The sequence below is a fragment of the Reyranella humidisoli genome (assembly GCF_019039055.1).
Classification (GTDB): Bacteria; Pseudomonadota; Alphaproteobacteria; order Reyranellales; family Reyranellaceae; genus Reyranella; species Reyranella humidisoli.
The window spans coordinates 953,765-978,960 of record NZ_JAHOPB010000001.1; the positions used below are offsets into that span (position 1 = coordinate 953,765).

Below are 25,196 nucleotides of genomic sequence, written 5' to 3' on the forward strand. Positions count from 1 at the left end.
CGCGTTACTGGTTGGTCTGGGTCGCCGGCTGGCCGGGATTGGGCCCGCCCGTGCCGCCGCCGGCGCCATTGGCCTGCTGCCGACGACGCTGCCCCTCGGCGGGCGCGCCCTGAGGCTGGCCGTCCGGGCCTGCCTTGGGTGACGGGGCGTTGGCGACCGGCGGGCCCGCCGACGCGCGCGGCGTGGCCGTGGGGCGGCGGATCTTGGCGCCATCGCGGAGGCGGTCGACACCGTCGATCACCACCTGGTCGCCGACCTGCAGGCCCTTGAGGATCGCCACCCTCTCGCCGTCGGTTTCACCGAGCTGAACGACGCGGATCTCCACCGAATCGTCGGGCCGGGCGAGATAGACGAATGTGCCGGGCTGGCCGCGCTGGATGGCGGCAACCGGCACGACGACCGCGTCCTTCACCGTGTCGGCCAGCAGGCGGACGTTCACGAACTGGTTGGGGAACAGGGATTCATCGGCATTGTCGAAGATCGCCCGCAGCTTCACCGTGCCGGTCGTGAGGTCGATCACGTTGTCGGTCGTGTCGAGCCGGCCGACGCCGAGTTCGACCTTCTGCGACCGGTCGAGCGCGCGCACATCCATGGTCTCGCCAGTCTTCAGGCGCCTGCGCACCAGCGGCAGGGAGTCTTCCGGGATCGTGAAAAGGACCGAGATCGGCTGCACCTGGATGATCACGCAGATGCTGCTGGAGTCTCCCATGGTGACGTAGTTGCCCTTGTCGACCATGCGCAGGCCGATCTTGCCGGTCAGCGGCGCCACGATCCGCGTATAGGCGACATTGAGCTTGGCCGCATCGACCAGCGCCTGGTCGACCACCAGCGCCGCCTCGTACTGGCGGACCAGCGACACCTGCGTGTCGTACTGCTGTCGGGCGATCGAATCCTGCTGCACCAGCTTGCGATAGCGCTCAAGGTCGGCCTGGGCGTTCTTGAGCAGGGCTTCGTCGCGCTGCTGCTGGCCCAACACCTGCTGCAGGGCGACGTCGTAGGGGCGCGAATCGACCAGGGCCAGCAGGTCGCCCTGCTTCACCATCTGGCCTTCCTTGAAAAAGACGTCGACCAGCTGGCCGGTGATCTGGGTCTTCACATTCACGGTCTGGAGCGGCGTGACCGTGCCCAGCGCCCGCAGGACGATGGGAATGTCCCCTTTGGCAGCCGTGGCAAGCCCGACCGGCACGGCGGCGCCGGCGGCGAAGCGACCGGCGGAACGCGGCGGCGGCGCAGTGCTCGACTGCGTGATGTACCAGCCCGCGCCAGCGACGATCGCCAGCCCGAGACCGATCCCAAGAAGGGTTCGCAGCCGCTTCATTTTCTCGATTCACCCCAGAAATACAGCTCGTAACACATACGCACTGAAGCCGCGGAGTCTCCCCCACCGAAATGGCGGGCGCAAGGCAGGCGCTCGCCGAACCGGGGTCTCAACGTCCGAGGGGCACAAAAGACCCCTCGGACGCCCGAGAAATTGCTTCAGTCGGCGGCTTTACCCTCCACATAGAGGCTGCCCCCGCCCGCCCGGAATTTGGCGCTCATCTCGTCCATCCCCTTCTTGGCATAGTCCCGGATGTCCTGGGTGATGCGCATGGAGCAGAACTTCGGACCGCACATCGAGCAGAAGTGCGCGGTCTTGTGCGCCTCCTTGGGCATGGTCTCGTCGTGGAACTTCTCGGCCGTGGCCGGGTCGAGCGACAGGTTGAACTGGTCGCGCCAGCGGAAGTCGAAGCGCGCCCGCGACAGCGCATCGTCGCGCAGCCGGGCGGCCGGATGGCCCTTCGCCAGATCGGCGGCATGGGCCGCGATCTTGTAGGTAATGACGCCCACCTTTACATCGTCCCGATCCGGCAGGCCGAGATGTTCCTTGGGCGTAACGTAACAAAGCATCGCCGTGCCGAACCAGCCGATCATGGCGGCGCCGATGCCCGAGGTGATGTGGTCGTAGCCCGGCGCGATGTCGGTCACGAGCGGTCCCAGCGTGTAGAACGGCGCCTCGCCGCATTCGCGCAGCTGCTTGTCCATGTTGGCCTTGATCTTGTGCATCGGCACATGGCCGGGCCCCTCGATCATGACCTGGCAGCCTCTGTCCCAGGCAACCCTGGTGAGCTCGCCCAGCGTCTCCAGCTCGGCGAACTGCGCCGCGTCGTTGGCGTCGGCATTGCAGCCCGGCCGCAACCCATCCCCCAGCGAGAAGGAGACGTCGTACTTGCGCATGATGTCGCAGATGTCGCCGAAATGCTCGTAGAGGAAGCTCTCTCGATGCTCGGTGAGGCACCACTGCGCCATCATCGAGCCGCCGCGGCTCACGATACCGGTGACCCTGCTGGCCGTGAGGGGCACATGCGCCAGGCGCACGCCGGCATGGATGGTGAAGTAGTCGACGCCCTGCTCGGCCTGCTCGATCAGCGTGTCGCGGAACACTTCCCACGATAGCCTGGTCGGATCGCCGCCGACCTTCTCAAGCGCCTGGTAGATCGGCACCGTGCCGATCGGCACCGGCGCGTTGCGCACGATCCATTCGCGCGTGTCGTGGATGTTGCGGCCGGTCGACAGATCCATGACGGTGTCGGCGCCCCAGCGGATCGACCACACCATCTTCTCGACCTCTTCTTCCATAGAGGAAGAAACCGCGGAGTTGCCGATGTTGGCGTTGATCTTCACCAGGAAGTTCCGGCCGATGATCATCGGCTCCAGTTCGGTGTGATTGATGTTCGCGGGAATGATGGCGCGGCCCGCGGCGATCTCCTGGCGCACGAACTCAGGCGTGATGAACGCCGGAAGGGCGGCGCCGAAGCTCTCGCCGTCGGCCAGCCGCGCCGCGGCCTCGTCGAGCACCGTCTTGCGGCCGAGATTCTCGCGGGCCGCGACGTAGATCATCTCCCTGGTGATCACGCCGGCGCGCGCCCATTCGAACTGGGTGATCAGCTGGCCGTCGAGCCCGCGCAGCGGGCGCGACGTGTTGGGAAACGGCCGCAGCACCGATTCCTTCAGGTTTCCGTTGTCGATCGGCTGGATCGCACGGCCGGCATATTCCTCGACGCCGCCGCGTTCGAGCACCCAGGCGCGACGCGTCGGGGCAAGGCCCTTGCGCACGTCGATCGCGACCTCGCTGTCGGTGTAGGGCCCGGTCGTGTCGTAGACGCGTACCGGTGGCTCCAGCGGCGACGACAGTTCGATCTCGCGCAGGGGAACGCGCAGGTCGGGCGCGGCTTCAGGCGTCGCATAGACCTTGCGTGAGGCAGGCAGAGGCCCCGTCGTGACGGTCGGGGCAGTGGTGGTGACGATGGTGTCCATGATGGATCTCCCGTGGCTGGTTGGCGGACGGAGATCCGGTGTTGTGTCGTGCAAAGGATGTATCCAGTCCCTTCGCCGGCATGACCCGGATCAGGTTCAAAGGGTCACCGCGCCGACGCCATTTCTGGCGACCATCGGTATCTCAGCCCCTTGTCGGGACCCCCCTTGGACACACGAACACTAGGGCGCGCGGCCCTGAAGAGAAAGTGAAGATGGTGGCCGGGTCAGCAAATCGGTCATGTTGGGATGATATCGCTCCCGACAATGCTCATCCGTTCGTTGGCCTTTGCGATTCTGTTGTCGGCCTGGGCTGCCCTGCCCGCGAAGGCGCAGGCTCTGGGGGAAGCGCTCGCCCGCTTCCTGTACGACGACGCCGTCGCCACGCTGCATCTTCGCAGCTTCTACTTCGACAAGACCAATCCGCAGTGGCCCAACAATGTCGCGTGGGCGGGTGGCGGATGGGTCGGCTACGAATCGGGCTGGCTGTACGACACGCTGCAGGCCGGCGCGGTCGCCTACACCACGCAGCCTTTGTGGGCGCCAGCGGATACCAGCGGCTCGCAGATCCTGAAGACCGGGCAGTATGGCTTCTTCGTCCTCGGCCAGGCCTATGCCTCGGTGCGTGCGCAGGGCCAGACCTTCACCGTCTTCCGCCAGTTCATCGACGAGCTGGAGGTCAATCCCAACGACGATCGCATGGTCCCGATCACCTTCGAGGCCTATGCGCTGCGCGGCAGGATCGCGGCGATCGACTACTTCGCGGGCTATGTCGCGGCGATCAAGCCGAAGGACTATTGGACCTTCATCAACATGGGCGAGCGGGCCGGCGCGCCCAACCACGATGCCGGCATGGGCCTGGTGAGTCTGAAGTACGGCTCTCTGGACGATCTCCGCCTGCGCGGCTCTGTCTACTACGTGCCGGACATTCTTACGTCGAGCTATGGCGACGTCGGCAAAACGTTCGGCATCAACGCCCGTCTGAAAGCGCGCCTCGAAAGCAACGCGATGGTCCAGGGCAGCAACGGCCTGAACCTGCTGACCGGCCAGCCCTTCAGCACCTGGTCGGCGGGCCTCCGTGCGACGCTCCTGCTCGACGGCTTCACCCTCTGGGGAGCCTACACCCAGGTCGGAAGCGCCGCCGCCTATCGCACGCCCTACGGGCAATGGATCGGCTACACCAAGCAGATCACGCTGGACTTCGATCGCGCCAACGAACGCGCCTGGCAAGTCGGGCTCACCTACGACTTTGCCGGCATCGGACTTCCGGGCCTTGCGTTCCTGTTCTCGGCGACGTTCGGCAACGGCGCGATCAACAGCACGACGGGTGCGCCGCTGTCGAACAACACCGAGTACGATTTCGACCTGATGTACCGGGTGGCATCCAAAGAGGCCCCCGACTGGCTGCAGCCGCTGCAACTGCGCGGCCGCATGGGCCTCGTCGATCAGACCCTGAACGGCGTCACGACGACGATCAACGACTACCGGCTGATCCTGAACTACGAAGTGAAGTTCGGCGGTAACCGCCGCTGATGGACCGAGAGCACGTCATCGTGGTGGCGAAGCTGTCAGCCTTGCGCGCGGGCGGGGAACCGCGAAAACTCCGCCGGCTACCAAACATCCGGGGAATCCCAGAAAAATGCAGTTCGACGACGTCATCCGTGGCCGCCGCAGCATCCGCGGCTACAAACCCGATCCCGTCCCCAAGGCGCTGATCGAGGAGATCATCGGCCTGGCGATGCGCGCGCCGTCGTCGATGAACACCCAGCCGTGGAATTTCTACATTGTCACCGGCGAGCCGCTGAACCGGATCCGCGCAGGCAACACGGAGCGCATGGTGGCCGGCATCCCTCAGTCGCGCGAATTCCGTACCGGCAAGAGCTTTGAAGGTGCGCACCGCGACCGACAGGTCGGCGTCGCCAAGCAACTGTTCTCCGCCATGGGGATCGCGCGGGACGACAAGAACGGGCGCCAGGACTGGGTCCTGCGCGGCTTCCGTCAGTTTGACGCCCCGGTCTGCGTGATCGTGACCTACGATCGCGTGCTGGACGGCAGCGACGACACGCCGTTCGATTGTGGCGCCGTGGCGACGGCGCTGGTGAACGCGGCCTGGTCGCGCGGCCTGGGCGCCGTGATCAACAGCCAGGGCATCATGCAGTCGCCGGTGGTGCGCGAGCACGCGGGGATTGCCGACGATCAGGTCATCATGAAAAGCATCGCCCTGGGCTGGCCGGATGACAGCTTCCCGGCGAATGCGGTCGTGTCGGAACGAAAGTCCGTCGCCGAAGCCACCGTCTTCGTCGGTTTCGACGATTAGAGCCGCCAGTCGAGATGCGCCCTCAGACGACCTCTGCCGCGCGCATCTCGGCGATTTCAGCATCGGAATAGCCGGCTTCCTTCAGCACCTCGTCGGTGTGCTGGCCGAGCGTCGCCGGCGGGCGGTCGATCGAGCCGCCGCCGTGTTCGAGGCGGAAGCCAGAGCCCACGACCTTGATCGGCCCGTGCTCGGTCTCGACGGTCTGCAGCACCGTGCGATGCTTGAACAGGTCGAGCTGCGCGGTCTCCGGGATGCTGTGAACGCGGCCGGCCGGTACGTCGGCCTTGGCGAAGCGCTCGATCCAGGTGCCGGACTCCTCGGTCTTCATCGCGCCTTCGACGATCTCGTGCAGGGCGGTGTTGTTGGCGATGCGCGTGGCCCAGTCGACGAAGCGCGGATCGTCCAGCACCTCCTCGCGGCCCAGCACCTTCATCAGGCGTTTGAACTGCGGATCGGTCATGACGGCCAGCACGATCCAGCCGTCCTTCGTCTTGAACAGATTGCCCGTGGGCTTGCGCGTCACCGACAGGTTGGCGGCCTGGCCGTGGACGCGGCCGGTCATCAAGTGCTCGGTGAACTGCTGGGCGAGATAGCCCATCACCGAGTCGATCATGGCGACATCGACGAGCTGGCCCTTGCCGGTGTGCGTGCGCTGGTACAGCGCCGAGGCCATGCCCAGAGCGGCCGTGGCACCCGACATCACATCGGCGCCGGCAAAGCCCACGCGCGTCGGGCCGTTGTTCTCGAAGCCGGTGATCGACATCAGGCCCGACATCGCCTGGATCATGCCGTCGAAGGCCGCGGTCTTGGACTCAGGGCCGACCTGGCCGAAGCCCGACACGGCGCAGTAGATCAGCCTGGGATTGATCTTGTTCAGCGTCTCGTAGCCGATGCCAAGCTTGTCCATCACGCCCGGCCGGAAATTCTCGACGACGATGTCGGCCGTCTCGACGAGGCGCTTGACGATCTCGATCGCCTTGGGCTGCTTGAGATCGAGCGTGATCGACCGCTTGTTGCCGTTCACCGCGACCCAGGGGGCCGCCAGGCCGCGCTTTTCCCAATCGTTGGCGCGGGTGCCGAAACGCATGTCGTCGCCTTCGCGCGATTCGATCTTCACCACATCCGCGCCGAGCAGGGCGAGCTGATAGGAGCTGTAGGGCCCCGCCAGCACGCGCGTGAAATCGACGACCTTTACGCCCGTAAACGGCTTGCTCATGTCACTCCTACGCCACGCCCGCCTGCTTGCGCTGGCTGAGCGCCACCTGTTTCACCTTGTCGAATTCGGCACGCCGCTTGGCGACCTCGGCAGGGTCCATGCGCTCGAGATTGTTGTAGTCGTTCTTCCAGTCCCCATCCTCGGTCCAGCGCAACGGCGACTGGACCGTCGTGCGCGGACCGATGGCGCTTTCCAGAACCTTCAACGCGAGATCCAGCGTGAAGCGCTGGGTGTCGGGCTCATGCGGCTTGCCGCAGGAATTGCCGAGCGGGAAATCGCTGAACAGGAAGCGCGGCACGCCCGCCCATTCGACAATGTCCTTCGCCGCCCCCATCACCACGGTGGGGATCCCGTTCCGTTCGAGATATCGTGCGACCAGACTCACGGTCTGGTGACAGACGGGTCATGTAGGGACGAGCAGCGCCGCGTCGACCTGGTCCTGGCGGCAGCGCGCGAGGATTTCCGGCGCATCCGTTTCCAGCGTCACCCGCTGGCTGCGATTGGTCGGCGCGCCGTGGAACCGCGGGGCCAGCTTGAAGCGGCCTTCGCGGGCGAACTCGCGCATCAGCGGCAGCGGGAACCAGGTGTTGCTGTCCTTCGCCGTCGTGTGCTTGCGGTCGTAGCCGATGTGGGAGATGCGGGTGTCGTGGTCCTTGTCCGTATCGCCGGAATAGACCGAATAGAACTTGGCGCTGGCATTGTAGAGCGCACCGGGTCCTTGGTCGCCCTTGTCGGGCTGGTAGGGTGCCGCGGTCGAGATCAGCGCCAGCGTGCTATCCTTCAGAGGCTTCTTCAGCGGCTGGAAGGGCGCATCGACGTAGTGCGCCCAGCGATAGGGATTGTCGTAGCCCAGGGCGAGGTAATACTCGCGCGTCCGGCGCATGTAATCGAGCGGCGCGTCGAAATCCGGCGCGAAATCCATCGTATCGGTCATGACGGAAAGTTGAGCGCTGGGGCGCACGAAGTCAAACAAGCAGCTACAGGCGTTCGCATGACGATATGTCGGGCAGGATCCTTCAAGGCGCGGGCGGCGCACCGGCAGGTCGCAAAGGTGACCCCGATGTAACCCCCCGGCCATAGTGCGGCCCAACTCCACCGCGCTATATATGAAGCGAAGTCAGCAGGCTGGGGAGCGCATCGCATGGCGATCAGACGGCGCAGCGTATTGGCGGGCGGCGCGGCCCTTTGGGTCGGCGCGCCGGCGATTCTGCGGGCCCAGACCCCGGCCCCGGCCGCCGCGGGCACGATCCATGTCAGCCATGGCTTCGCCATGCACGGCGAGCCCAAGTACAAGGCCGATTCCGGCCCGCCCGACTACCTCAATCCCAACGCCCCCAAGGGGGGCAGCGTCCGGCTGGGTGCCCGCGGCACCTTCGATTCCCTGCATCCCTACATCGTGAAAAGCGTCCCGGCGGCCGGCATCAGCCAGCTCTGGGACACGCTCTGCTGGAACTCCCGCGACGAGGCCTCGACCGAATACGGCCTGATCGCCGAGACGATCGAATGGCCGGAGGACCGCTCCTGGGTGGCGTTCACGCTGCGGCCGCAGGCGCGCTGGCACGACGGCAGCCCGATCACGGTCGAGGACGTGATCTTCTCGCTCGACATCCTGAAGTCCAAGGGACTGCCGAACTACGCCTTCTATTACGCCGACGTGCTGAAGGCCGAGAAGGTCGGCGATCGCAAGGTCAAGTTCACCTTCCGCGACAATACCAACAAGGAGCTGCCGCTGATCATCGGACAGCTTCCCATCCTGCCGTCCAAGTGGTGGGCCAGCCGCGACTTCGAGAAGGTCTCGCTGGAGCCCGCGCTCGCCAGCGGCCCCTACAAGGTCGATTCCTTCGATGTCGGGCGCTCGATCACCTACCGCCGCGTCCCGGACTGGTGGGCGAAGGACCTCTGGATGAACCGGGGGCGCAGCAACTTCGACGTGATCCGCTACGAGTACTATCGCGACGTCACCGTGCAGTTCGAGGCGTTCAAGGCCGGCGACCTCGACGTCCGGCAGGAGAACATCGCGCGCAACTGGGCGACGGCCTACGACATTCCCGCGGTGCGCGACGGTCGCATCCAGCGCGCCGAGATCCCGCACGAATTGCCGACCGGCATGCAGTGCTTCGCCTTCAACACGCGCCGCGACTATTTCAAGGACAAGCGCGTGCGCGAGGCGATCGCCACGATGTTCGACTTCGCCTGGGCGAACAAGAACCTGTTCTACGGGATGTACAAGCGCAACGTCTCGTTCTTCGGCAACTCCGAGCTGGCTTCGTCCGGCCTGCCGACCGCGGCCGAGCTGAAGTACCTCGAGCCGCTGCGCGGCAAGATCCCGGAGGAGGTCTTCACCAAGGAATACATGCTTCCCGAGACCGACGGCACCGGCAACGTCCGCGAGCTGGCGCGCAAGGCGCTGGCGCTCCTCAAGGAGGCCGGCTGGGAGGTCAAGGACGGCAAGATGACGGAGACGAAGACGGGCAAGAAGCTCGCCTTCGAGATGCTCCTGAACGACGCCAGCTTCGAGAGGGTCGTGCTGCCCTACAAGCAGAACCTGGAACGCATCGGCATCGACATGACGGTGCGCACGGTCGACACCGCGCAGTTCAAGCGCCGCGAGGACGAGTTCGACTACGACATGATGGTCGAGGGCTTCGGCCAGTCGCTGTCGCCGGGCAACGAGCAGCGCGACTTCTGGGGCTCGAAGGCCGCCGACACGCCGGGCAGCCGCAATTCGCTGGGCGTCAAGGATGCCGCCATCGACTCGCTGGTCGACACGCTGATCGCCGCGCCCGATCGCGAAAGCCTGATCGCCGTGACCCGGGCGCTGGACCGCGTGCTGCTGTGGAGCAACTTCGTGGTGCCCAACTGGCACAACAACAAGGTCTTCGTCGCCTACTGGAACCGCTTTGCGCGCCCCGAGAAGAGCGCCCGCTACGCGCCCTTCGCCTTCGATACCTGGTGGATCGACGAGGCCAAGGACCGCGCCCTTCAGCGCGAGAGGAAGTAGGCGTCCGGCCGCTCCATGCTTGCCTACATCCTGCGACGCCTCGTGCTGGTGGTGCCGACCCTGTTCGGCATCATGGTCATCAACTTCTTCATCGTTCAGGCCGCGCCCGGCGGCCCGGTCGAGCAGACGCTGGCCCAGATCCAGGGCACCTCGGTCGACGCCACGGAGCGCTTCTCCGGCAGCTCCAGCGGCGGCGAGACGCTGCGCAAATCGGCTACTGATTCCTCGGGCGGCGGCACCTATCGCGGCGCCCGCGGCCTGCCGCGCGAGCTGATCGAGCGCATCGAGAAGATGTACGGCTTCGACAAGCCGATCGGCGAGCGCTTCCTGCTGATGATGAAGAACTACCTGGTCTTCGATTTCGGCGAGAGCTTCTTCCGCAACAAGCGCGTGGTCGACCTCATCATCGAGAAGATGCCGGTGTCGATCTCGCTCGGCCTGTGGACCACGCTGCTGATCTACTTCGTGTCGATACCGCTCGGCATCGCCAAGGCCGTGCGCGACGGCTCGCGCTTCGATGTGTCGACCTCGACGACGCTGATCGTGCTCAACGCCATCCCCGGCTTCCTCTTCGCGCTGCTGCTGGTCGTGCTGTTCGCCGGCGGCTCCTACTTCAAGTGGTTCCCGCTGCGTGGCCTCGTCTCCGACGACTGGAGCTCGCTCGGCCTCATCGACAAGGTGCTCGACTATTTCTGGCACATGGCCCTGCCGATCGGCGCCATGGTGATCGGCGGCTTCGCGACGCTGACGTTCCTCACCAAGAACTCGTTCCTCGAGGAGATCCACAAGCAGTATGTGCTGACCGCCCGCGCCAAGGGGCTGGTCGAGCGCCGCGTGCTCTACGGCCACGTCTTCCGCAACGCCATGCTGATCGTGATCGCCGGTTTCCCCGCCGCCTTCATCGGCGTGCTGTTCACCGGCTCGCTGCTGATCGAGGTGATCTTCTCCCTCGACGGGATCGGCCTGCTGGGCTTCGAGGCGGCGCTGAACCGCGACTATCCGGTGATGTTCGGCACGCTCTACTTCTTCGGCCTGATCGGCCTCGTCATGGGGATCCTGGGCGACCTCATGTACACGGTGGTCGATCCGCGGATCGACTTCGAGGCGCGCGCCTGATGAACCCGATGAACCGCCGCCGCATCGCGGCGTTCCGCTCCAGCAAGCGCGGCATGATCTCGCTCGCGATCTTCGGAACGCTGTTCTTCCTGTCGCTGTTCGCCGAGCTGCTGGCCAACAGCAAGCCGATCCTCATCCGCTACGACGGCGGCTTCTACTCGCCGCTCCTGAAGGACTATCCCGAGACCACCTTCGGCGGCGACTTCCCGACCAACACCGTCTATTCCGACCCGGAAGTGAAGAAGCTGATCGAGGACAAGGGCTGGATCCTGTGGCCGCCGATCCCCTACAGCTACGACACGGTGCTGAAGGGTGAGGGCCGCACGACCCTGCAGCCCCCGTCCCGCCAGCACTGGCTGGGGACCGACGACAGCGGCCGCGACGTGCTGGCCCGCCTGATCTACGGTTTCCGCATCTCCGTCCTGTTCGGGCTCGCGCTCACGATCGCCAGCACCGTGATCGGCATCGCCGCCGGCGCGGTGCAGGGCTATTTCGGCGGCGTGGTCGACCTGCTGATGCAGCGCTTCCTCGAAATCTGGTCGAGCATGCCGACGCTCTACCTGCTGATCATCCTGGCGAGCTTCATCCAGCCGGGCTTCTGGGTGCTGCTGGGCATCATGCTGCTGTTCAGCTGGATGTCGCTGGTCGGGCTGGTGCGCGCCGAGTTCCTGCGGGGCCGCAACTTCGACTATGTCCGGGCGGCCCGCGCGCTGGGTATGATGGATGCGCGCATCATGTTCCGGCACATCCTTCCCAATGCGATGACAGCCAGCCTGACCTTCCTGCCCTTCATCCTGGCAGGCTCGGTCACGACGCTGACCTCGCTCGACTTCCTGGGCTTCGGATTGCCGGTGGGCTCGCCGTCGCTCGGCGAACTCCTGTTGCAGGGCAAGAACAACCTCACCGCCCCGTGGCTCGCCTTCACCGGCTTCTTCGTGATCGCGCTGATGCTGTCGCTGCTGGTCTTCATCGGCGAGGCGGTGCGCGACGCCTTCAACCCGCGCAAGGTGCTGGCGTGAACGACTCCCTCCTGCTCGAGGTCAAGGACCTCTCCGTCGACTTCGGCACCGGCGAGAAGGCCGTGCACGCGGTGCGCGGCGTCAGCTTCGACATCAAGCGCGGCGAGACCGTCGCGCTGGTCGGCGAATCGGGCTCCGGCAAGTCCGTGACGGCCCTGTCGGTGCTGCAGCTCTTGCCCTATCCGTCGGCCAGCCATCCCACGGGGAGCATCCGCTTCCAGGGCCAGGAGCTGGTCGGCGCCTCGACGCGCGAGTTGCTGTCGGTGCGCGGCAACCGCATCTCGATGATCTTCCAGGAGCCGATGACCTCGCTCAATCCGCTGCACACGATCGAGCGGCAGGTGAACGAGGTGCTGATCCTGCACAAGGGCCTGTCGCGCGAGGCGGCGCGCAAGCGCACGCTGGAACTGCTCGAACAGGTGGGAATCCCGGAAGCCGCCAAGCGCCTCGACGCCTACCCGCACCAGCTCTCGGGCGGCCAGCGCCAGAGGGTGATGATCGCCATGGCGCTCGCCAACGAGCCCGACCTGCTGATCGCCGACGAGCCCACGACGGCGCTCGACGTCACCATCCAGGCGCAGATCCTGAAGCTGCTGAAGTCGCTGCAGGCGCGCTACGGCATGGCGCTGCTGTTCATCACCCACGACCTCGGCATCGTGCGCAAGATGGCGGACCGGGTGTGCGTAATGACCCAGGGCCGCATCGTCGAGCAGGGCCCGGTGGCCGAAGTCTTCGACCGGCCGCAGCACAGCTACACCCAGCATCTCCTGTCGGCCGAGCCCAAGGGCCGGCCGGCGGCGGCCGATCCGTCGGCGCCCGAGATCCTGCGCCTCGACGAGCTCAAGGTTCATTTCCCGATCCGCCGCGGCCTGATGCGGCGCACGGTCGGCCATGTGAAGGCGGTCGACGGCGTGAGCATCGCGCTGCGCGAGGGCCATACGATCGGCCTGGTCGGCGAATCGGGATCGGGCAAGACGACGCTCGGACTCGCGCTGCTGAAGCTGGAGCGCAGCCAGGGCGGCATCCGGTTCGACGGCCGCGACCTGCAGGGGATGAGCCAGCGCGAGCTACGGCCGTTGCGCCGCGAGATGCAGATCGTCTTCCAGGATCCGTTCAGCTCGCTGAGCCCCCGCATGTCGGTCGGCGAGATCATTGGCGAGGGGCTGGAGGTCCACAGGATCGGCACGCCGGCCGAACGCGCCACGATGATCGAGCAGGTGTTGCGCGAGGTCGGCCTCGACCCCGCAAGCCGCGACCGCTACCCGCACGAATTCTCGGGCGGCCAGCGCCAGCGCATCTCGATCGCCCGTGCGCTGGTCCTGAAACCGCGCCTGATCGTGCTCGACGAGCCGACCTCGGCGCTCGACATGAGCGTCCAGGCCCAGATCGTCGACCTGCTGCGCGACCTTCAGCAGAAGTACAAACTTGCATATCTCTTCATCAGCCACGACCTCAAGGTCGTGCGCGCGCTGGCCGACGAGGTCGTCGTCCTGCGTCATGGCAAGGTGGTCGAGCGCGGATCGGCGAGCCAGATTTTCGAGGCGCCGCAAACCCCTTACACCCAGGCGCTCATCGCCGCGGCCTTCAACCTCGAGGCGATCGGCGCTGACAATCGGGTCGTCGCGACCTGATTGTTTCAATTGCACGGAAGTTTGTGACGGCTTGCAGGCCTCGCGCGACAAATTTATGAGAAGAGCCTGAAAGGGAGGAACGTCATGATCGGCTTCCGCCGCGCCCTGCTTGTCGCCGCTCTCGTCGTCATGTCTCCCCTTGCCGCCCCAGCGGTCGCGATCGCCCAGTCGCAGAGCCTGACGCTCGGCACCGCCTCGGTCGGCGGCACCTATCACGTCTATGGCGGTGTCGTGGCCGCCCTGCTGACCGACAAGGCCGGCATGCAGGTGACGACGCAGCAGACCCAGGGACCGAACCAGAACGTCATCATGATCGACGACGGCAAGATCGGACTCGGCATGACGACCATGGGTGTCGCGCTGCAGGCGCTGCAGGGTTCCGCCCCGTGGACCAAGGGCAAGAAATACGACAGCATCCGCGCGCTGTTCCCGATGTACGACACGCCGATGCAATGCGTTGCGCTGAAGAAGTCGGGCATCACCAGCTTCAGGCAGCTCGAGGGCAAGACCGTCGGCACCGGCCCCAAGGCCGGCACACCCGGCACCTACTTCCCGCTGATCTTCGAAGCTCTCGGCATGAAGGTGACGGCGCGCAACGGCCAGGGCAGCGAGGTCGGCAACCAGCTCAACGACGGCTTGATCGACGCCTTCTGCTTCGGCGCCGGCGTGCCGGTGCCGATCTTCACGCAGCTCGATGCCGAGCAGGCGATCAACTTCTTCACGTGGACGCCGGAGGAGATCGCGACCATCCGCGCCAGGATACCGGAGTTCACCGAATCGAAGGTACTGAAAGGCCTGTACAGGCAGCAGACGGAGGACCAGAAGACGATCGGCCTCTACAATTTCGCGATCGCCAGCAAGGACATGTCCGACGCGGTGGCCTACAGGATCACCAAGACCATCCTCGAAAACAATTCGGCGATGGTCCGCGCCCACGCGGCGGCCAAGGAGACGGTCGCGGCCAACGCGGCCCGAAACACGGTCCTCACATTCCACCCCGGCGCCGTGCGTTATTACAAAGAAAAGGGAATCAAGCTCGACCCGGCGACGCTCCCTAAGTAAAAGGCTGCATGGCCGGAGCTATTGCCTACATCAGCCGCGATACCGACGGCGTCCTCTGGAACAAGGTCCTCGAAGCAGGTCTTGGTCCGATCGATTTCCGCACCCGGGACAATCTCGGGAACAAGGACGACATCGAGGTCGCCCTCGCCTGGAAGCCGGACCGCGGCCTGATCGCCTCCTTCCCGAATGTAAAACTGATCGTGTCGCTGGGCATGGGAGTCGACCACCTGCTGGCCGACGACAAGCTGCCACCGGGCGTGCCGATCACCCGCATCATGGACGACGGGCTGGTCGGGCAGATGAGCGAATACGCCATCTACTTTGCCCTGCGTCACCACCGCGACATCGACAAGTATGCCGAGAGTCAGCGGGCGAAGGCGTGGAAACCCGAGGATTTCGTCGACACCATCCATCGCCGAATCGGCATCACCGGCCTCGGCACGATCGGCCAGGACACGGCGAAGAAGTTCGCGGCCCTGGGATTCCCGACCGCCGGCTGGAGCCGCACGCAGAAGACCGTGCCGGGCGTCGAGACCTTCCACGGCCCGGACGGCCTGGCGGCATTCCTCGCCCGGACCGACATCCTCATCAACGTGCTGCCGCTCACGCGCGACACCAGGGGCCTGCTCGACGCCAGGCTGTTCGCCGCCCTGCCGAAAGGCGCCTACCTGATCAACATGGGTCGCGGCGGACACGTGGTCGACGACGACCTGCTCGCCGCCCTCGATTCGGGCCATCTCTCCGGCGCCGCGCTCGACGTGTTCAACACCGAGCCGTTGCCCGCGGATCATCCCTACTGGACGCACTCCAAGGTGAAGGTCACGCCGCACATCGCCGGCGCCACCAACCCGCGCACCGCCTCACCCGGCGTGATCGAGAACATCAAGCGCATCCGGTCCGGCCAACCGCTGATCAACACGGTCGACCCGGTGACTGGGTACTGAGCATCACCAAGTCGAATCCGATCAGACCGGCCGCTCAATACACACAAACCTCATCCTGAGGAGGCTGCAAAGCAGCCGTCTCGAAGGATGGGTAACAACGTGGTGCGCGTGCCCACCCTTCGAGACGCGGTCCTTGCGGACCGCTCCTCAGGGTGAGGTCTTTGTCTGAAGCGGAAGTTTTCGATCACTTCCCGAATCTGTCGGCGATCGTGCAGTAGATCGCGCGCGCAACCTGGGCTTCGCCGCCTTCGGGGCGACCGGGTCGGCTCGAGTTGTTCCAGGCCATCATGTCGAAATGCGCCCACGGCACGTCGTTGGGCACGAATTCCTTCAGGTAGAGCGCAGCGGTGATCGCGCCGCCGAAGGCGCCGGCCGAGACGTTGTTGATGTCGGCCACCTTGCTGGCCAGCATCTGGCGATAGGGCGCGAACAGCGGCATCCGCCACATCGGATCGGTGATCTGCTCGCCCGCCGCAATCAGAGCATTGGCCAGCTTGTCGTCGTTGCAGAACAAGGCCGGCAGGTCAGGCCCCAGCGCCACGCGGGCCGCACCCGTGAGGGTCGCGCAATCGATCATCATGGCAGGCTTCTCCGAAGCGCCCTCGTCCAGCGCGTCGCACAGGATCAGGCGTCCCTCGGCATCCGTGTTGCCGATCTCGACCGTGATGCCCTTGCGCGTCCTGATCACGTCCATCGGCCGGAACGCGTTGCCAGAGACAGAGTTCTCGACCGCCGGCACCAGCACGCGCAGCCGCACCCGCAGGCCCGTCGCCATGATCATCGACGCCACCGCCAGCACCGTGGCCGCACCGCCCATGTCCTTCTTCATCATCAGCATGCCGGCCGCCGGCTTGAGGTCGAGGCCGCCGGTGTCGAAACACACGCCCTTGCCGACCAGCGTCACCTTGGGATCGCTCGCCTTGCCCCAGGTGAGGTCGATCAGGCGCGGCGCGCGCACCGAGGCGCGGCCGACCGCGTGGATCGTCGGATAATTCTGCTTCAGGAGATCGTCGCCCACGATCACCTTGATTTTCGCCTTGTGCGCCCTGGCGAGCTTCTGGGCCGCCGCAGCCAATTCGGCCGGCCCCATGTCCGACGAGGGCGTGGTGATGAGGTCGCGCGCCATCGAGATCGCCTCGATCGTCGCCGTCGACAGCTTCTTGTCGGCGCCCGCGGGCCACACGAAGCGCGGGCCTTCCTTGCCCTTGGTGGCGCGATAGCGCTCGAACTTCCAGGCGCCGAGGCCGATCGCCACGGCCACATCGGTCATCGACACCGGCGCGGTCTTGCCTTCCAGCCGCCACGTCGCCACCGGCAGCTTCGCAGTCAGTGCGCCGAAATCCCACAGGGTCGGCGCGTCCGGAATCACAAGCACTGCACCGGACGCCTTGCCGTCGCGTCCTGGCAGAACCGCGACATCGGCCGGCGATCCGGCGAGTCCGAGCGATTCGACCCAGCCGCGTGTGGCGCCGGACTGGGCTTTCAACCAGGCGCCCCACTTCGATCGAGCAACAAACTGCAGGGGGAGAGAGGAAGAAGAACGGTCGACGAACGGCAGCGACATGGCCATGCTCACAAACATCAAGAGAGCGATTACATTGCCGGTCAAACTCCATGGCTGGCAAGGAGGGCGTAGATGGCCGAATTCACTGTCGTGATCGGCAACAAGAACTATTCGTCGTGGTCGCTGCGCGGCTGGCTGATGGCCAGGATCGCGAATATCGACTTCGATGAGATCGTGATACCGCTCGACCGGCCGGAGACGCAGGCGGCGATCCGCAAGCACTCGCCCTCGGGCCGTCTCCCGGTGCTCCTGCATCGCGGCCTCGCGGTATGGGATTCGCTCGCCATCGCCGAGTATCTCAACGACATGAAGCCCGAAGCCGGTCTGTGGCCGCCCTCGGCCGCGGCTCGCGCTCACGCCCGGTCGATCTCGGCGGAAATGCACTCAAGCTTCCCCGACCTGCGCAACAGCATGCCGATGAACATCCGTGCTTCCTATCCCGGCATGGGCATGACGACAGGCACCCGCGCCGATATCGAGAGAATCACCTCGCTCTGGCGGGATTGCCGCAAGCGTTTTGCCGGCGCCTTCCAGAAGGACGATGGCTTCCTCTTCGGCGCGTTCGGCGCGGCCGATGCAATGTTTGCGCCCGTGGTGACGCGCTTCAAGACCTACGGCGTCACGCTCGACACCGACGCCGACGCCTACTGCACGGCGGTGCTGGGGCATCCGGCGATGAAGGAATGGATCGACGCGGCCCAGCACGAACCATGGCTGATCGACAGCTATGAGCTGAAATAGCCCGTCGGCCGAACGCGAGTCAGGTGCTCTTGCGGCGCGCGGTCTTGCGCGTTGCCGTTTTCTCCGCTGCCGTCTTGCGCTTGGCGGTTTTGCGATTGGCCGGCACTTTCTTGCCCTTGGCGCGTGCCTCGGAAAGGCCGATCGCGATGGCCTGCTTTCGACTGGTCACGGTGCCGCCCTTGCCGCCGGGACCGCTCTTGAGCGTGCGCTTCCTGCGGCGGTGAAGCGCGCTCTTCACCTCCTTGCTGGCGCTGCTTGAATATTTCGCCATCGGGGGTCCTCCTGCCTTTGGCGGTGGTTATGCCTGCGTGTTGCCGTGCAGCGCGGAGTCCTTGGTCGAAATGGCTACGGAAGCCCTGCCGGCCACCGGGTCCCCGGCCCCTTCCTCGGGCGTCAGGAACAGCCGCCAGCGGCGAGCGGCGACGCCGAACTCACGGCGGCTGGAATAGACGGCGAGCGACGGCGCCAGCAGTAGACCGGCCACCACCGGCAGCAGCCAAGGGAGGAAGGCCGGCGCCCAGCTTCCGATGACCAGCACGGCAACGGCGCCCAGCACCACCTGGCCGAGATGCCGCTCCAGCGCCGTGTCCCATTCCATGCCCCGATCACCACGGGCCTGCGGTGGCCAGCCGACGGCGCGCCCGGCCAGAATTCCCAGCACGAACACCGAGTGAAACAGCATCATCACCGGCGCCAGCAGCATGGAGAAGAGCGTCTCGAGCAGCACGCTGACCGTCATAGCCAGCCGGCCGCCCTGGACCCGCGAGGACCCGCCGAGACGCAGCACGAGCGCCAGCAGTTTGGGCAGGAACAACAGGGCCGCCGTCAGGACGAGGAGCCCGTGGACGTGGCCGGTATTGTATTGCGGCCAGTTGGGGAACAGCGACGGCACGCGGCCGAAGTAGCTCGGGCCGACGATCTCGTGCTCCAGCACGATGGCCGCGCTCAGCAGCAGGGACCCCAGCCACAAAGGCGAAGCCAGATAGCCCATGATGCCCATCACTAGGTGCAGGCGGCTCATCCAGTGCAGGCCACGCGCGCCCACCAGCCGCGCATGCTGGAGATTGCCCTGGATCCAGCGCCGGTCGCGCACGGCATAGTCCACGACGTTCGAGGGCAGTTCCTCGTAGCTGCCATGGAGGGTCGGCAGGCTCCACACGAACCAGCCGGCCCGCCGCATGAAGGCTGCTTCGACGAAGTCGTGACTGAGGATCTCGCCGCCGAGGGGCGCCTGGCCGGTAAGCACAGGCAGCCGGCAATGATCGGAGAAGGCCGCCACGCGGATGATGGCGTTGTGACCGAAATAGTTCGCCTCGCCCTTCTGCCAGAAGGCATGGCCCGTCGCGAGCATGCCGCCATAGACACGCGCGGAGAACTGCAGGACGCGGGCGAACAGGGTTTCGCGCCCCATGGGCTCGGCATGGGTCTGCACCATGCCGGTGCGCGGGCTGGCCTCCATCAACGCCGCCAGCCGCACCATCGTATCGCCGGACATGAGACTGTCGGCATCGAACACGATCATATGGTCGAAGCGGCTGCCGTGACTGTCGAGCCACTCGGCGATGTTGCCGGCCTTGCGTCCGGTGTTGGCGGTCCGGCGCCGCCAGTGCAGCCGCTCACCAATGCCGAGGCGCTGACGCAGCACCTCGATGCCCTTTTCTTCTTCAGCGGCGATCGCATCGACCGTGGTGTCGCTCAGGACGAACAGCGCAAAGGCACCCGCCTGGCCGGTGGCTTCCAGCGACCGCCATGTGGTCTCCAGTCGTGCAAAGACTTCATCCGGCTGCTCGTTGTAAACGGGAACGAGAATGGCCGTGTGGCCGCGCAGTTCCGGCACCGCGCCATCGCCCGGGCCGACGCGCGACAGCGAGAGCGGATGCAGGCCGAGCGCGTTCAGCAGGAAGCCCAGGATGGCCGCCCAGAAAGAGAGCGCGATCCAGGCAAAACTCAGCGCAAAGAACGCGAGCAACGCGATCACGAGGCCCAGAGGCACCTGTGGACCGAGGGCCATCGCCAGCAGGTGAACGCCGGCGGTCGCCGTCATCAAGACCGCCCCGATCAGCACGAGCCGCCGCCAGCCGGCGCCCGTGGCATGGCGATCGAGATTCCAGTGCGGGTCGCGGGATCTGTCAGACATTGGAGGCGCCCTCCTCACGGGCGAAGCACGATGGTGAAGGTCTCGCTCAGCCGTTCGCCGCCGACGGTGAGATGCGCCCTGATGTCGGCCGGGCGGCGACCGTCCAGTTCGACATCGAGGAACAGCCGGCGGTTGGTCGAGCCGGGCGGCCGATCGATGTCGGCCCGCAGGAATCGACCGGACGATACGGTGACGTTGGACTCGACGAGCCGTTCCGCGTCGAGGGTGGACAAAGCGTCGCCCTCGAACTCCACGACCAGCCGCCGCGCCTTCGAGTTGCCCTCGATCGGCCCCTGCCGGGTGGCGATCACGCGCGCCAGAGGCGAGAGGGCCGCGTCGTCGGCAAGAGCGGAGATGCGATACCGGTATTCCAGCGCGTGCCCCTTGGAGACGGGCCAGCGCGAGACCCAGAACGCCACGATATTGTCGTGGTACTCCGAGGGCGTGGGGATCTCGACGAGCCGGACCTCGCCCTCGCCCCAGTCGCCTTTCGGCTCGATCCAGAGGCTGGGCCGAGACTGATACTGGGCCACACCGTCCTGATACCGTTCAAAACGGCGCTCCCGCTGCAGGAGCCCGAAACCGCGCGGATTGTTGTCGACAAAGGTGGAGACCTGGAGCGTTCCCGGATTGCCGAGGGGGCGCCAGATCGGTTCGCCCCCGCCCGTCAGCACCGCCAGTCCGTCGGAATCGTGCACTTCGGGCCGGAAGTCGTCGCGCCACGGTCCGGACTTGCCCGAGAGGAACATGCTCGTGAGCGGGGCGATGCCCAGCATCGACACGCCATGACGCAGGAACAGTCTGGCATCGACATCGACCGTCGTCCGCGGCCCCGGCGTCACCACGAACGCATAGGCGCCGCTGGCCCCGGGGGATTCGAGGAGCGCGTAGATCGTCACCGACGCGTCGCCCGGCGCCGGCTCGACCAGCCAGAACTCGCGGAACTCGGGAAACTCCTCGGACCGCGGCTGGGCGGTGTCGATCGCCAGGCCGCGCGCCGACGCACCATAGGTCTGGCCCTTGCCGATCGGCCGGAAGTAGCTGGCCCCGAGGAAGGAAACGATCTCGTCGAAGCGCTCGCCGTTCAGCGGATAGGTGATCTTGAAGCCGGCAAATCCGACGCTGGCCGGCGTCCGACCGCCGCCGAAGTCGAAGAGCGACGGCGACGGCGCCAGCGTCGACACGTGCCCGCCGGTCCGCGCGATAACGTTCAGCTTCACGGGCGTCTGGTAGAGAAAGCCCGTCGGGAAGAACTCGACCCGGAAGTCGCTCCCGCCCTCGCGCCACAGCGTCGATCCAGGCCTGAATCGGATGCCCCGATAGGCGTCGTAGCCGAGGCTCACCGTCCCGGGGATGGGGGCTTCCTTGCGGTAGGGCTGGGACGCCGACGCCTGCGCGCGATTGACCAGCGTACCGAAGAAGTCCTGCGCATCGGCCGGCGATGCGCCCATACCGACATAGACGATAAGAAGTGCGAACAGTCTGAGCACGGCAACCCTTGAGGATCGAAGGCGCGCGTCCGTCGCGTCGCGCGCTGCCGCAACGCAACGACCGGAATCGCGGTTGCGCACAGGAGTGGAGGCACGCCATCGGTACGACACGGTACGCGAACGCCTCCTGAGAAATAATGAAGGAACAGAAAACGACGGGCGCACGTTGGCGGCCTGCAACCACCCCAGCGTCTCGCCGGGGAAGAGATTGCCGAGGGAGTCTACGAATGTCCGACACGCCAAACGCCAACGCGCCGAGGGAGAACAAGCCGGATCTCGGCGCCGCCGTTTCCGAGATCAAGAATGCGCTTACGGGAAAGGCCGAGGAGCTGGCCGGGCGCTCCGCCGAGACCGGGGCGGATGCCGTTTCCGCGCTCGGCAAGACGGCCGCCACGCTCGCCGGGAGCTTGCAGGACCAGTCCCCGGCGGTCGCCGACTATGTCCGCTCGACCGGTCAACGGATCGACCGCCTGGCTGACGACCTGCGCGACAAGTCGGCGGGAGAGCTTCTGACCATGGCCACCGACTTCGGCAAGCGGCAGCCGCTCGCCTTGCTGGCCGGCTCGGTCATCGTGGGCTTCGCCCTGTCGCGCATCGTCAAGGCCGGCATGGGCGCCTCGACCGAAGCAGCCGGACCCCGGGCAAACGAGCCCAACGTCGGCCGCATCGACGTCTAGGAGGGCTGCATGAACACCACCGAAAGGCCGGGCGTCGTTGCCCTGGTGACGGACGCGCTGGGACGAAGCGCCGACCTCATTCAGACCGAGATCCGTCTCGCCCGGGTCGAACTGGGGGAGAAGGCCGAGGCGCTGCGAACCAGCCTCGTCAGCGGCATCGTCATGATGCTCGTGGGCACCGTCTTCATGATCGGCGCCCTCATCCTGGTACTCCAGGCGCTCGTCGCCGCCCTGATCGAAAGCGGAGTCACCCCCGCCGTGGCGATCCTGGTCGTCGCCGGCGGATCGGCAGTGGGCGGCATCGTCATCCTGATGGCCGGCAAAAAGACGCTCGGCGCCGTCGATCCCACACCGACCCGCACCATCACATCCCTGAAGAACGACGCCCGCATGGCGAAGGAGAACCTGACATGAGAGAGAGCGCCCAACTCCAACGCGAAGCCGAGGCCCAGCGCGCCGGTCTGTCCAACACCCTCGGCCAGCTGCGCGAAGGCATGACCACCTCCGCCCTCTCGACCGAGCTGGTCGGCGTTCTGCGCGACAGCAGCCTCTCGGTGGTGAAAAGCCTGGCCGAATCGGCCCGCACCAATCCCGGCGCGGCCCTGCTGATCGGCGCCGGCCTGACCATGATGCTGACGCGCACCACCGGGGCCGACGTGATGGCGACGGCGACTTCCGCGCTCAAGACCGCGACGACCGTCGGCACCGACGCCGCCACGGCGGCGGCCGGAAAGGTGAAGAGCGCCGCCAGCACGGCGGCCGACACCGCCAAGTCCCTCGCCGGGCAGGCAACCGACAAAGTCGCGGGAATGGCCACGAAAGCCGAAAAGCTGGCGCTCGATACGGCGGCTTCCCTGACCGATCAGGCCAAGGGAGCGGCCGACGCCGTCCGCGGCGCAGCGGGCGAGCAGGTCGACCATGCCAAGCGGCTGGTCGAAGAGGGCAAGGAGACGGCCGAGCATCTCAACCAGGATGCATCGAAGCTCGCCGCCGATACCCGGCAGGCCGTCACGAAGCTCTTCGAGGAGCAGCCCATCCTCGTCGCCGCCATCGGGACGGCGCTGGGTGCCCTGTTCGGCGCGGCGCTCCCGGTGTCGCAGGCCGAGCGTCAGGTGCTGGGCAAGGTTGGCGCCGAGGCGATCGACAAGGGTCGCGACGTCCTCGAGACCGCAAAGACCGCCGTCGGCGAGCAGATCGCCGACGCCCATCTCGGCGAGAAGGTCGGCGACATGGCCGGCAAGCTCGTCGATTCGATGGTGCCCACTTCGTCTTCCCGTTCCGCCTGATCCGATACCGAAGGAGTTCCCATGCCCGCCAAACAGGATGCCGTCGCCCTGCTGAAGGCCGATCACCGCAAGGTCGAAGATTTGTTCGCGAAGTTCGAGAAGGCCAAGGGTCCGGAGCGCAAGCAGAGCCTGGCGACACAGATCTGCACCGAGCTCACCGTTCACGCGATCATCGAGGAGGAGATCCTCTATCCCGCCAGCAAGGGCGAAGTGGAGGACGATCTGCTCGATGAGGCCTATGTCGAGCACGACGGCGCCAAGGTGCTGATCGCCGAAATCTCGGCCGGCTCGCCCGACGACGAGTTCTACGACGCCAAGGTCAAGGTCCTGTCCGAGATGATCAAGCATCACGTGAAGGAAGAAGAGCGCCCCGGCGAGGGCCTGTTCGCGCAACTGCGCAAGGCCGGCGCCGACCTCATGGGCCTCGGGGAGCACCTGAAGGCACGCAAGCAGCAGCTCATGGCCGAGTTCAAGAATGCGGAGCTGCCGCCGCCCGAGACACGCAGCTTCACGGGCCATGAGCTGGTCCAGAGCAAGCCGCTCGAGGCGACCACCTGATCGGGAAGCCCCCCGTTCGTCTCCGCACAAAAAAGCCCGGCGAAGCGATTCGCCGGGCTTGTTGCAGGGAGACTGACTAGCGTCTCACGCTCAGGAATTCGGCTTGGGCAGCGATGTGGGGCTGATCCGAAGGATCTTGTAGCCCACCTGCTCCAGTTTGACGGCCTCGGCCTGGGCTTCCACCAGGCTCGAATAGCCGATGCCGATTTCAGATTGGGTGCGCGGGTCCACCGTCCACACCATGTGTTTGCCGAATGCTTCGTTGCTCATTAAGCCTTGTACAGGTCTTTGGGCCGCGAGTCCGAAGCTTGTTGTGTCGCACTCAGTGCGCGAGCAGAAGCGGCATGGGACATGAAGCGATCACCTTCGCCGTCGCGCCGCCGAGGCCCAGGAAGTTCGACAGGCCGCCATGCCCGTAGGCGCCCATGACCAACAGACCCGCACCCCTTTCCTTGGTGTATTCCAGCAGCGCGCGGCCCCGGGCGCGGCCCGACACCTCGCCGGAATCCATCGTTTCGACGGCCGCGGCGATGCCGTGGCGGCCGAGCGTGCGCACCAGGAACGGCGTGCCGACAGCATCGGGCGCCGCGCCGGCCACCAGAACCGTCACCTTCTGCGCCTTGGCGAGAAACGGCATTGCATAGCCGACGGCCCGCGCCGCCTGCGCGCTGCCGTTCCAGGCGACGACGACCGAAGAGATCGGCCGGTGATCGGCATGCGGCGGCGCGATCATCACGGGTCGCGCGCATTCGTACAGCGCGGCGTGAACGGTCTCGGGGGCGATGTTCTCGGGATCGCCGCCGGGACGCCCCAGCAGCAGCAGGCTCGACTCGCGGCCCATGGCGACCAGCCGCGCGCGCTTCAGGCCGGGGCCGCTGAACGTCGCGCCGGCGAGCGGCGCGATCAGCTCGCGGTAGGCGCGCTCGGACTCGCGGGCGCGTGCCTCGACGCGAGTGTCGGAATCGGTCTTCAGGAAGGGCATCGACTGAAGCGCGATGTCGGCGTCGCCGCGGCGGGCCTCCGAGAAATGCACCGCGTCCACCGTGGCGTCGAACAGCACCGCAACGCGCGCAGCGAGGCGGAACGACAGGACCGCATCGGGGCCGCCCTCGGATATCGCCAGAATGGATTTGTACACGCGCCGTC

The 25,196-nt window shown here is 66.1% G+C and carries 23 protein-coding genes and 1 riboswitch; of the genes, 13 read left to right on the plus strand and 10 right to left on the minus strand.

Going from position 1 to position 25,196, the window contains the following annotated elements:
• Positions 1 to 4 precede the first annotated feature (4 nt).
• Complete coding sequence (locus KQ910_RS04675; RefSeq protein ID WP_216957310.1) at positions 5 to 1,318, minus strand: efflux RND transporter periplasmic adaptor subunit; 1,314 nt, start codon at positions 1,316 to 1,318, stop codon at positions 5 to 7.
• 158 nt (positions 1,319 to 1,476) lie between these two features.
• Positions 1,477 to 3,294: a phosphomethylpyrimidine synthase ThiC gene (thiC, locus tag KQ910_RS04680; protein ID WP_216957311.1), complete on the minus strand. Its 1,818-nt coding sequence runs from the start codon at positions 3,292 to 3,294 to the stop codon at positions 1,477 to 1,479.
• 49 nt (positions 3,295 to 3,343) lie between these two features.
• Positions 3,344 to 3,470: riboswitch (TPP riboswitch) on the minus strand.
• A gap of 88 nt (positions 3,471 to 3,558) precedes the next feature.
• On the opposite strand from thiC, the gene KQ910_RS04685 reads away from it, so the two are divergent.
• Together KQ910_RS04685 and KQ910_RS04690 are read left to right on the plus strand one after the other, a co-directional pair.
• Positions 3,559 to 4,824: an OprD family outer membrane porin gene (locus tag KQ910_RS04685; protein ID WP_216957312.1), complete on the plus strand. Its 1,266-nt coding sequence runs from the start codon at positions 3,559 to 3,561 to the stop codon at positions 4,822 to 4,824.
• Between the two features lie 106 nt (positions 4,825 to 4,930).
• Positions 4,931 to 5,608, plus strand: coding sequence for a nitroreductase (locus KQ910_RS04690; protein WP_216957313.1), 678 nt, complete (start codon positions 4,931 to 4,933; stop codon positions 5,606 to 5,608).
• A 22-nt stretch (positions 5,609 to 5,630) separates the two neighbouring features.
• Here KQ910_RS04690 and KQ910_RS04695 read toward each other — a convergent pair whose 3' ends face one another.
• Positions 5,631 to 6,824, minus strand: a complete 1,194-nt coding sequence (locus tag KQ910_RS04695) for a CaiB/BaiF CoA transferase family protein (protein WP_216957314.1) — start codon at positions 6,822 to 6,824, stop codon at positions 5,631 to 5,633.
• 7 nt (positions 6,825 to 6,831) lie between these two features.
• Positions 6,832 to 7,758 (minus strand): glycine/sarcosine/betaine reductase selenoprotein B family protein, encoded by a 927-nt coding sequence (locus KQ910_RS04700; RefSeq protein WP_216957315.1) that lies wholly within the window; start codon positions 7,756 to 7,758, stop codon positions 6,832 to 6,834.
• Between the two features lie 207 nt (positions 7,759 to 7,965).
• Here KQ910_RS04700 and KQ910_RS04705 point away from each other — a divergent pair, with 207 nt between their 5' ends.
• The 6 genes from KQ910_RS04705 to KQ910_RS04730 all read left to right on the plus strand — a co-directional run bounded on the left by KQ910_RS04705 (position 7,966) and on the right by KQ910_RS04730 (position 15,597).
• Positions 7,966 to 9,825: an extracellular solute-binding protein gene (locus tag KQ910_RS04705; RefSeq protein WP_216957316.1), complete on the plus strand. Its 1,860-nt coding sequence runs from the start codon at positions 7,966 to 7,968 to the stop codon at positions 9,823 to 9,825.
• A gap of 15 nt (positions 9,826 to 9,840) precedes the next feature.
• A complete protein-coding gene (locus tag KQ910_RS04710; RefSeq protein WP_216957317.1) occupies positions 9,841 to 10,941 on the plus strand; it encodes a microcin C ABC transporter permease YejB in 1,101 nt (366 codons plus the stop codon).
• Positions 10,941 to 11,960, plus strand: a complete 1,020-nt coding sequence (locus tag KQ910_RS04715; RefSeq protein WP_216957318.1) for an ABC transporter permease — start codon at positions 10,941 to 10,943, stop codon at positions 11,958 to 11,960. Before KQ910_RS04710 ends, KQ910_RS04715 begins: the two co-directional genes overlap by 1 nt.
• A complete protein-coding gene (locus KQ910_RS04720; protein ID WP_216957319.1) occupies positions 11,957 to 13,591 on the plus strand; it encodes an ABC transporter ATP-binding protein in 1,635 nt (544 codons plus the stop codon). Before KQ910_RS04715 ends, KQ910_RS04720 begins: the two co-directional genes overlap by 4 nt.
• Positions 13,592 to 13,675: 84 nt before the next feature.
• Complete coding sequence (locus tag KQ910_RS04725) at positions 13,676 to 14,653, plus strand: TAXI family TRAP transporter solute-binding subunit (protein WP_216957320.1); 978 nt, start codon at positions 13,676 to 13,678, stop codon at positions 14,651 to 14,653.
• Between the two features lie 8 nt (positions 14,654 to 14,661).
• A complete protein-coding gene (locus KQ910_RS04730; RefSeq protein WP_216957321.1) occupies positions 14,662 to 15,597 on the plus strand; it encodes a 2-hydroxyacid dehydrogenase in 936 nt (311 codons plus the stop codon).
• Positions 15,598 to 15,781: 184 nt separating this feature from the next.
• Here the strand turns inward: KQ910_RS04730 and KQ910_RS04735 are convergent, their stop codons facing one another.
• Positions 15,782 to 17,161: a leucyl aminopeptidase family protein gene (locus KQ910_RS04735; protein WP_216957322.1), complete on the minus strand. Its 1,380-nt coding sequence runs from the start codon at positions 17,159 to 17,161 to the stop codon at positions 15,782 to 15,784.
• A gap of 72 nt (positions 17,162 to 17,233) precedes the next feature.
• Here KQ910_RS04735 and KQ910_RS04740 point away from each other — a divergent pair, with 72 nt between their 5' ends.
• A complete protein-coding gene (locus KQ910_RS04740; RefSeq protein ID WP_216957323.1) occupies positions 17,234 to 17,902 on the plus strand; it encodes a glutathione S-transferase family protein in 669 nt (222 codons plus the stop codon).
• A 19-nt stretch (positions 17,903 to 17,921) separates the two neighbouring features.
• On the opposite strand, the gene KQ910_RS04745 is transcribed toward KQ910_RS04740, so the two are convergent.
• From KQ910_RS04745 to KQ910_RS04755, 3 genes are read right to left on the minus strand one after another with little or no spacing between them, the layout of a single operon-like run.
• Positions 17,922 to 18,173 carry a DUF6496 domain-containing protein gene (locus KQ910_RS04745; RefSeq protein WP_216957324.1) on the minus strand — a complete coding sequence of 84 codons (252 nt, stop codon included), beginning with the start codon at positions 18,171 to 18,173 and terminating at the stop codon, positions 17,922 to 17,924.
• 27 nt (positions 18,174 to 18,200) lie between these two features.
• The gene (mdoH, locus tag KQ910_RS04750) at positions 18,201 to 20,039 is read right to left on the minus strand and encodes a glucans biosynthesis glucosyltransferase MdoH (RefSeq protein WP_216957325.1); all 1,839 of its coding nucleotides are present in this window, start codon (positions 20,037 to 20,039) and stop codon (positions 18,201 to 18,203) included.
• A gap of 14 nt (positions 20,040 to 20,053) precedes the next feature.
• Complete coding sequence (locus KQ910_RS04755; protein ID WP_216957326.1) at positions 20,054 to 21,529, minus strand: OpgD/OpgG family glucan biosynthesis protein; 1,476 nt, start codon at positions 21,527 to 21,529, stop codon at positions 20,054 to 20,056.
• A 227-nt stretch (positions 21,530 to 21,756) separates the two neighbouring features.
• Here KQ910_RS04755 and KQ910_RS04760 point away from each other — a divergent pair, with 227 nt between their 5' ends.
• Genes KQ910_RS04760 through KQ910_RS04775 form a run of 4 tightly spaced genes read left to right on the plus strand, consistent with a single transcriptional unit; the run spans position 21,757 to position 24,050 of the window.
• Positions 21,757 to 22,206, plus strand: a complete 450-nt coding sequence (locus KQ910_RS04760) for a hypothetical protein (protein ID WP_216957327.1) — start codon at positions 21,757 to 21,759, stop codon at positions 22,204 to 22,206.
• 9 nt (positions 22,207 to 22,215) lie between these two features.
• Positions 22,216 to 22,620 carry a phage holin family protein gene (locus tag KQ910_RS04765; RefSeq protein ID WP_216957328.1) on the plus strand — a complete coding sequence of 135 codons (405 nt, stop codon included), beginning with the start codon at positions 22,216 to 22,218 and terminating at the stop codon, positions 22,618 to 22,620.
• A complete protein-coding gene (locus KQ910_RS04770; protein ID WP_216957329.1) occupies positions 22,617 to 23,492 on the plus strand; it encodes a hypothetical protein in 876 nt (291 codons plus the stop codon). The genes KQ910_RS04765 and KQ910_RS04770 overlap by 4 nt, the downstream gene beginning before the upstream one ends.
• 21 nt (positions 23,493 to 23,513) lie before the next feature.
• Positions 23,514 to 24,050, plus strand: coding sequence for a hemerythrin domain-containing protein (locus KQ910_RS04775; RefSeq protein WP_216957330.1), 537 nt, complete (start codon positions 23,514 to 23,516; stop codon positions 24,048 to 24,050).
• Positions 24,051 to 24,140: 90 nt separating this feature from the next.
• Here the strand turns inward: KQ910_RS04775 and KQ910_RS04780 are convergent, their stop codons facing one another.
• Entirely contained in the window at positions 24,141 to 24,320 is a 180-nt protein-coding gene (locus KQ910_RS04780; protein WP_216957331.1) for a hypothetical protein, read from the minus strand.
• A gap of 52 nt (positions 24,321 to 24,372) precedes the next feature.
• Positions 24,373 to 25,188: a universal stress protein gene (locus KQ910_RS27135; protein ID WP_216957332.1), complete on the minus strand. Its 816-nt coding sequence runs from the start codon at positions 25,186 to 25,188 to the stop codon at positions 24,373 to 24,375.
• Between the last annotated feature and the right edge of the window lie 8 nt (positions 25,189 to 25,196).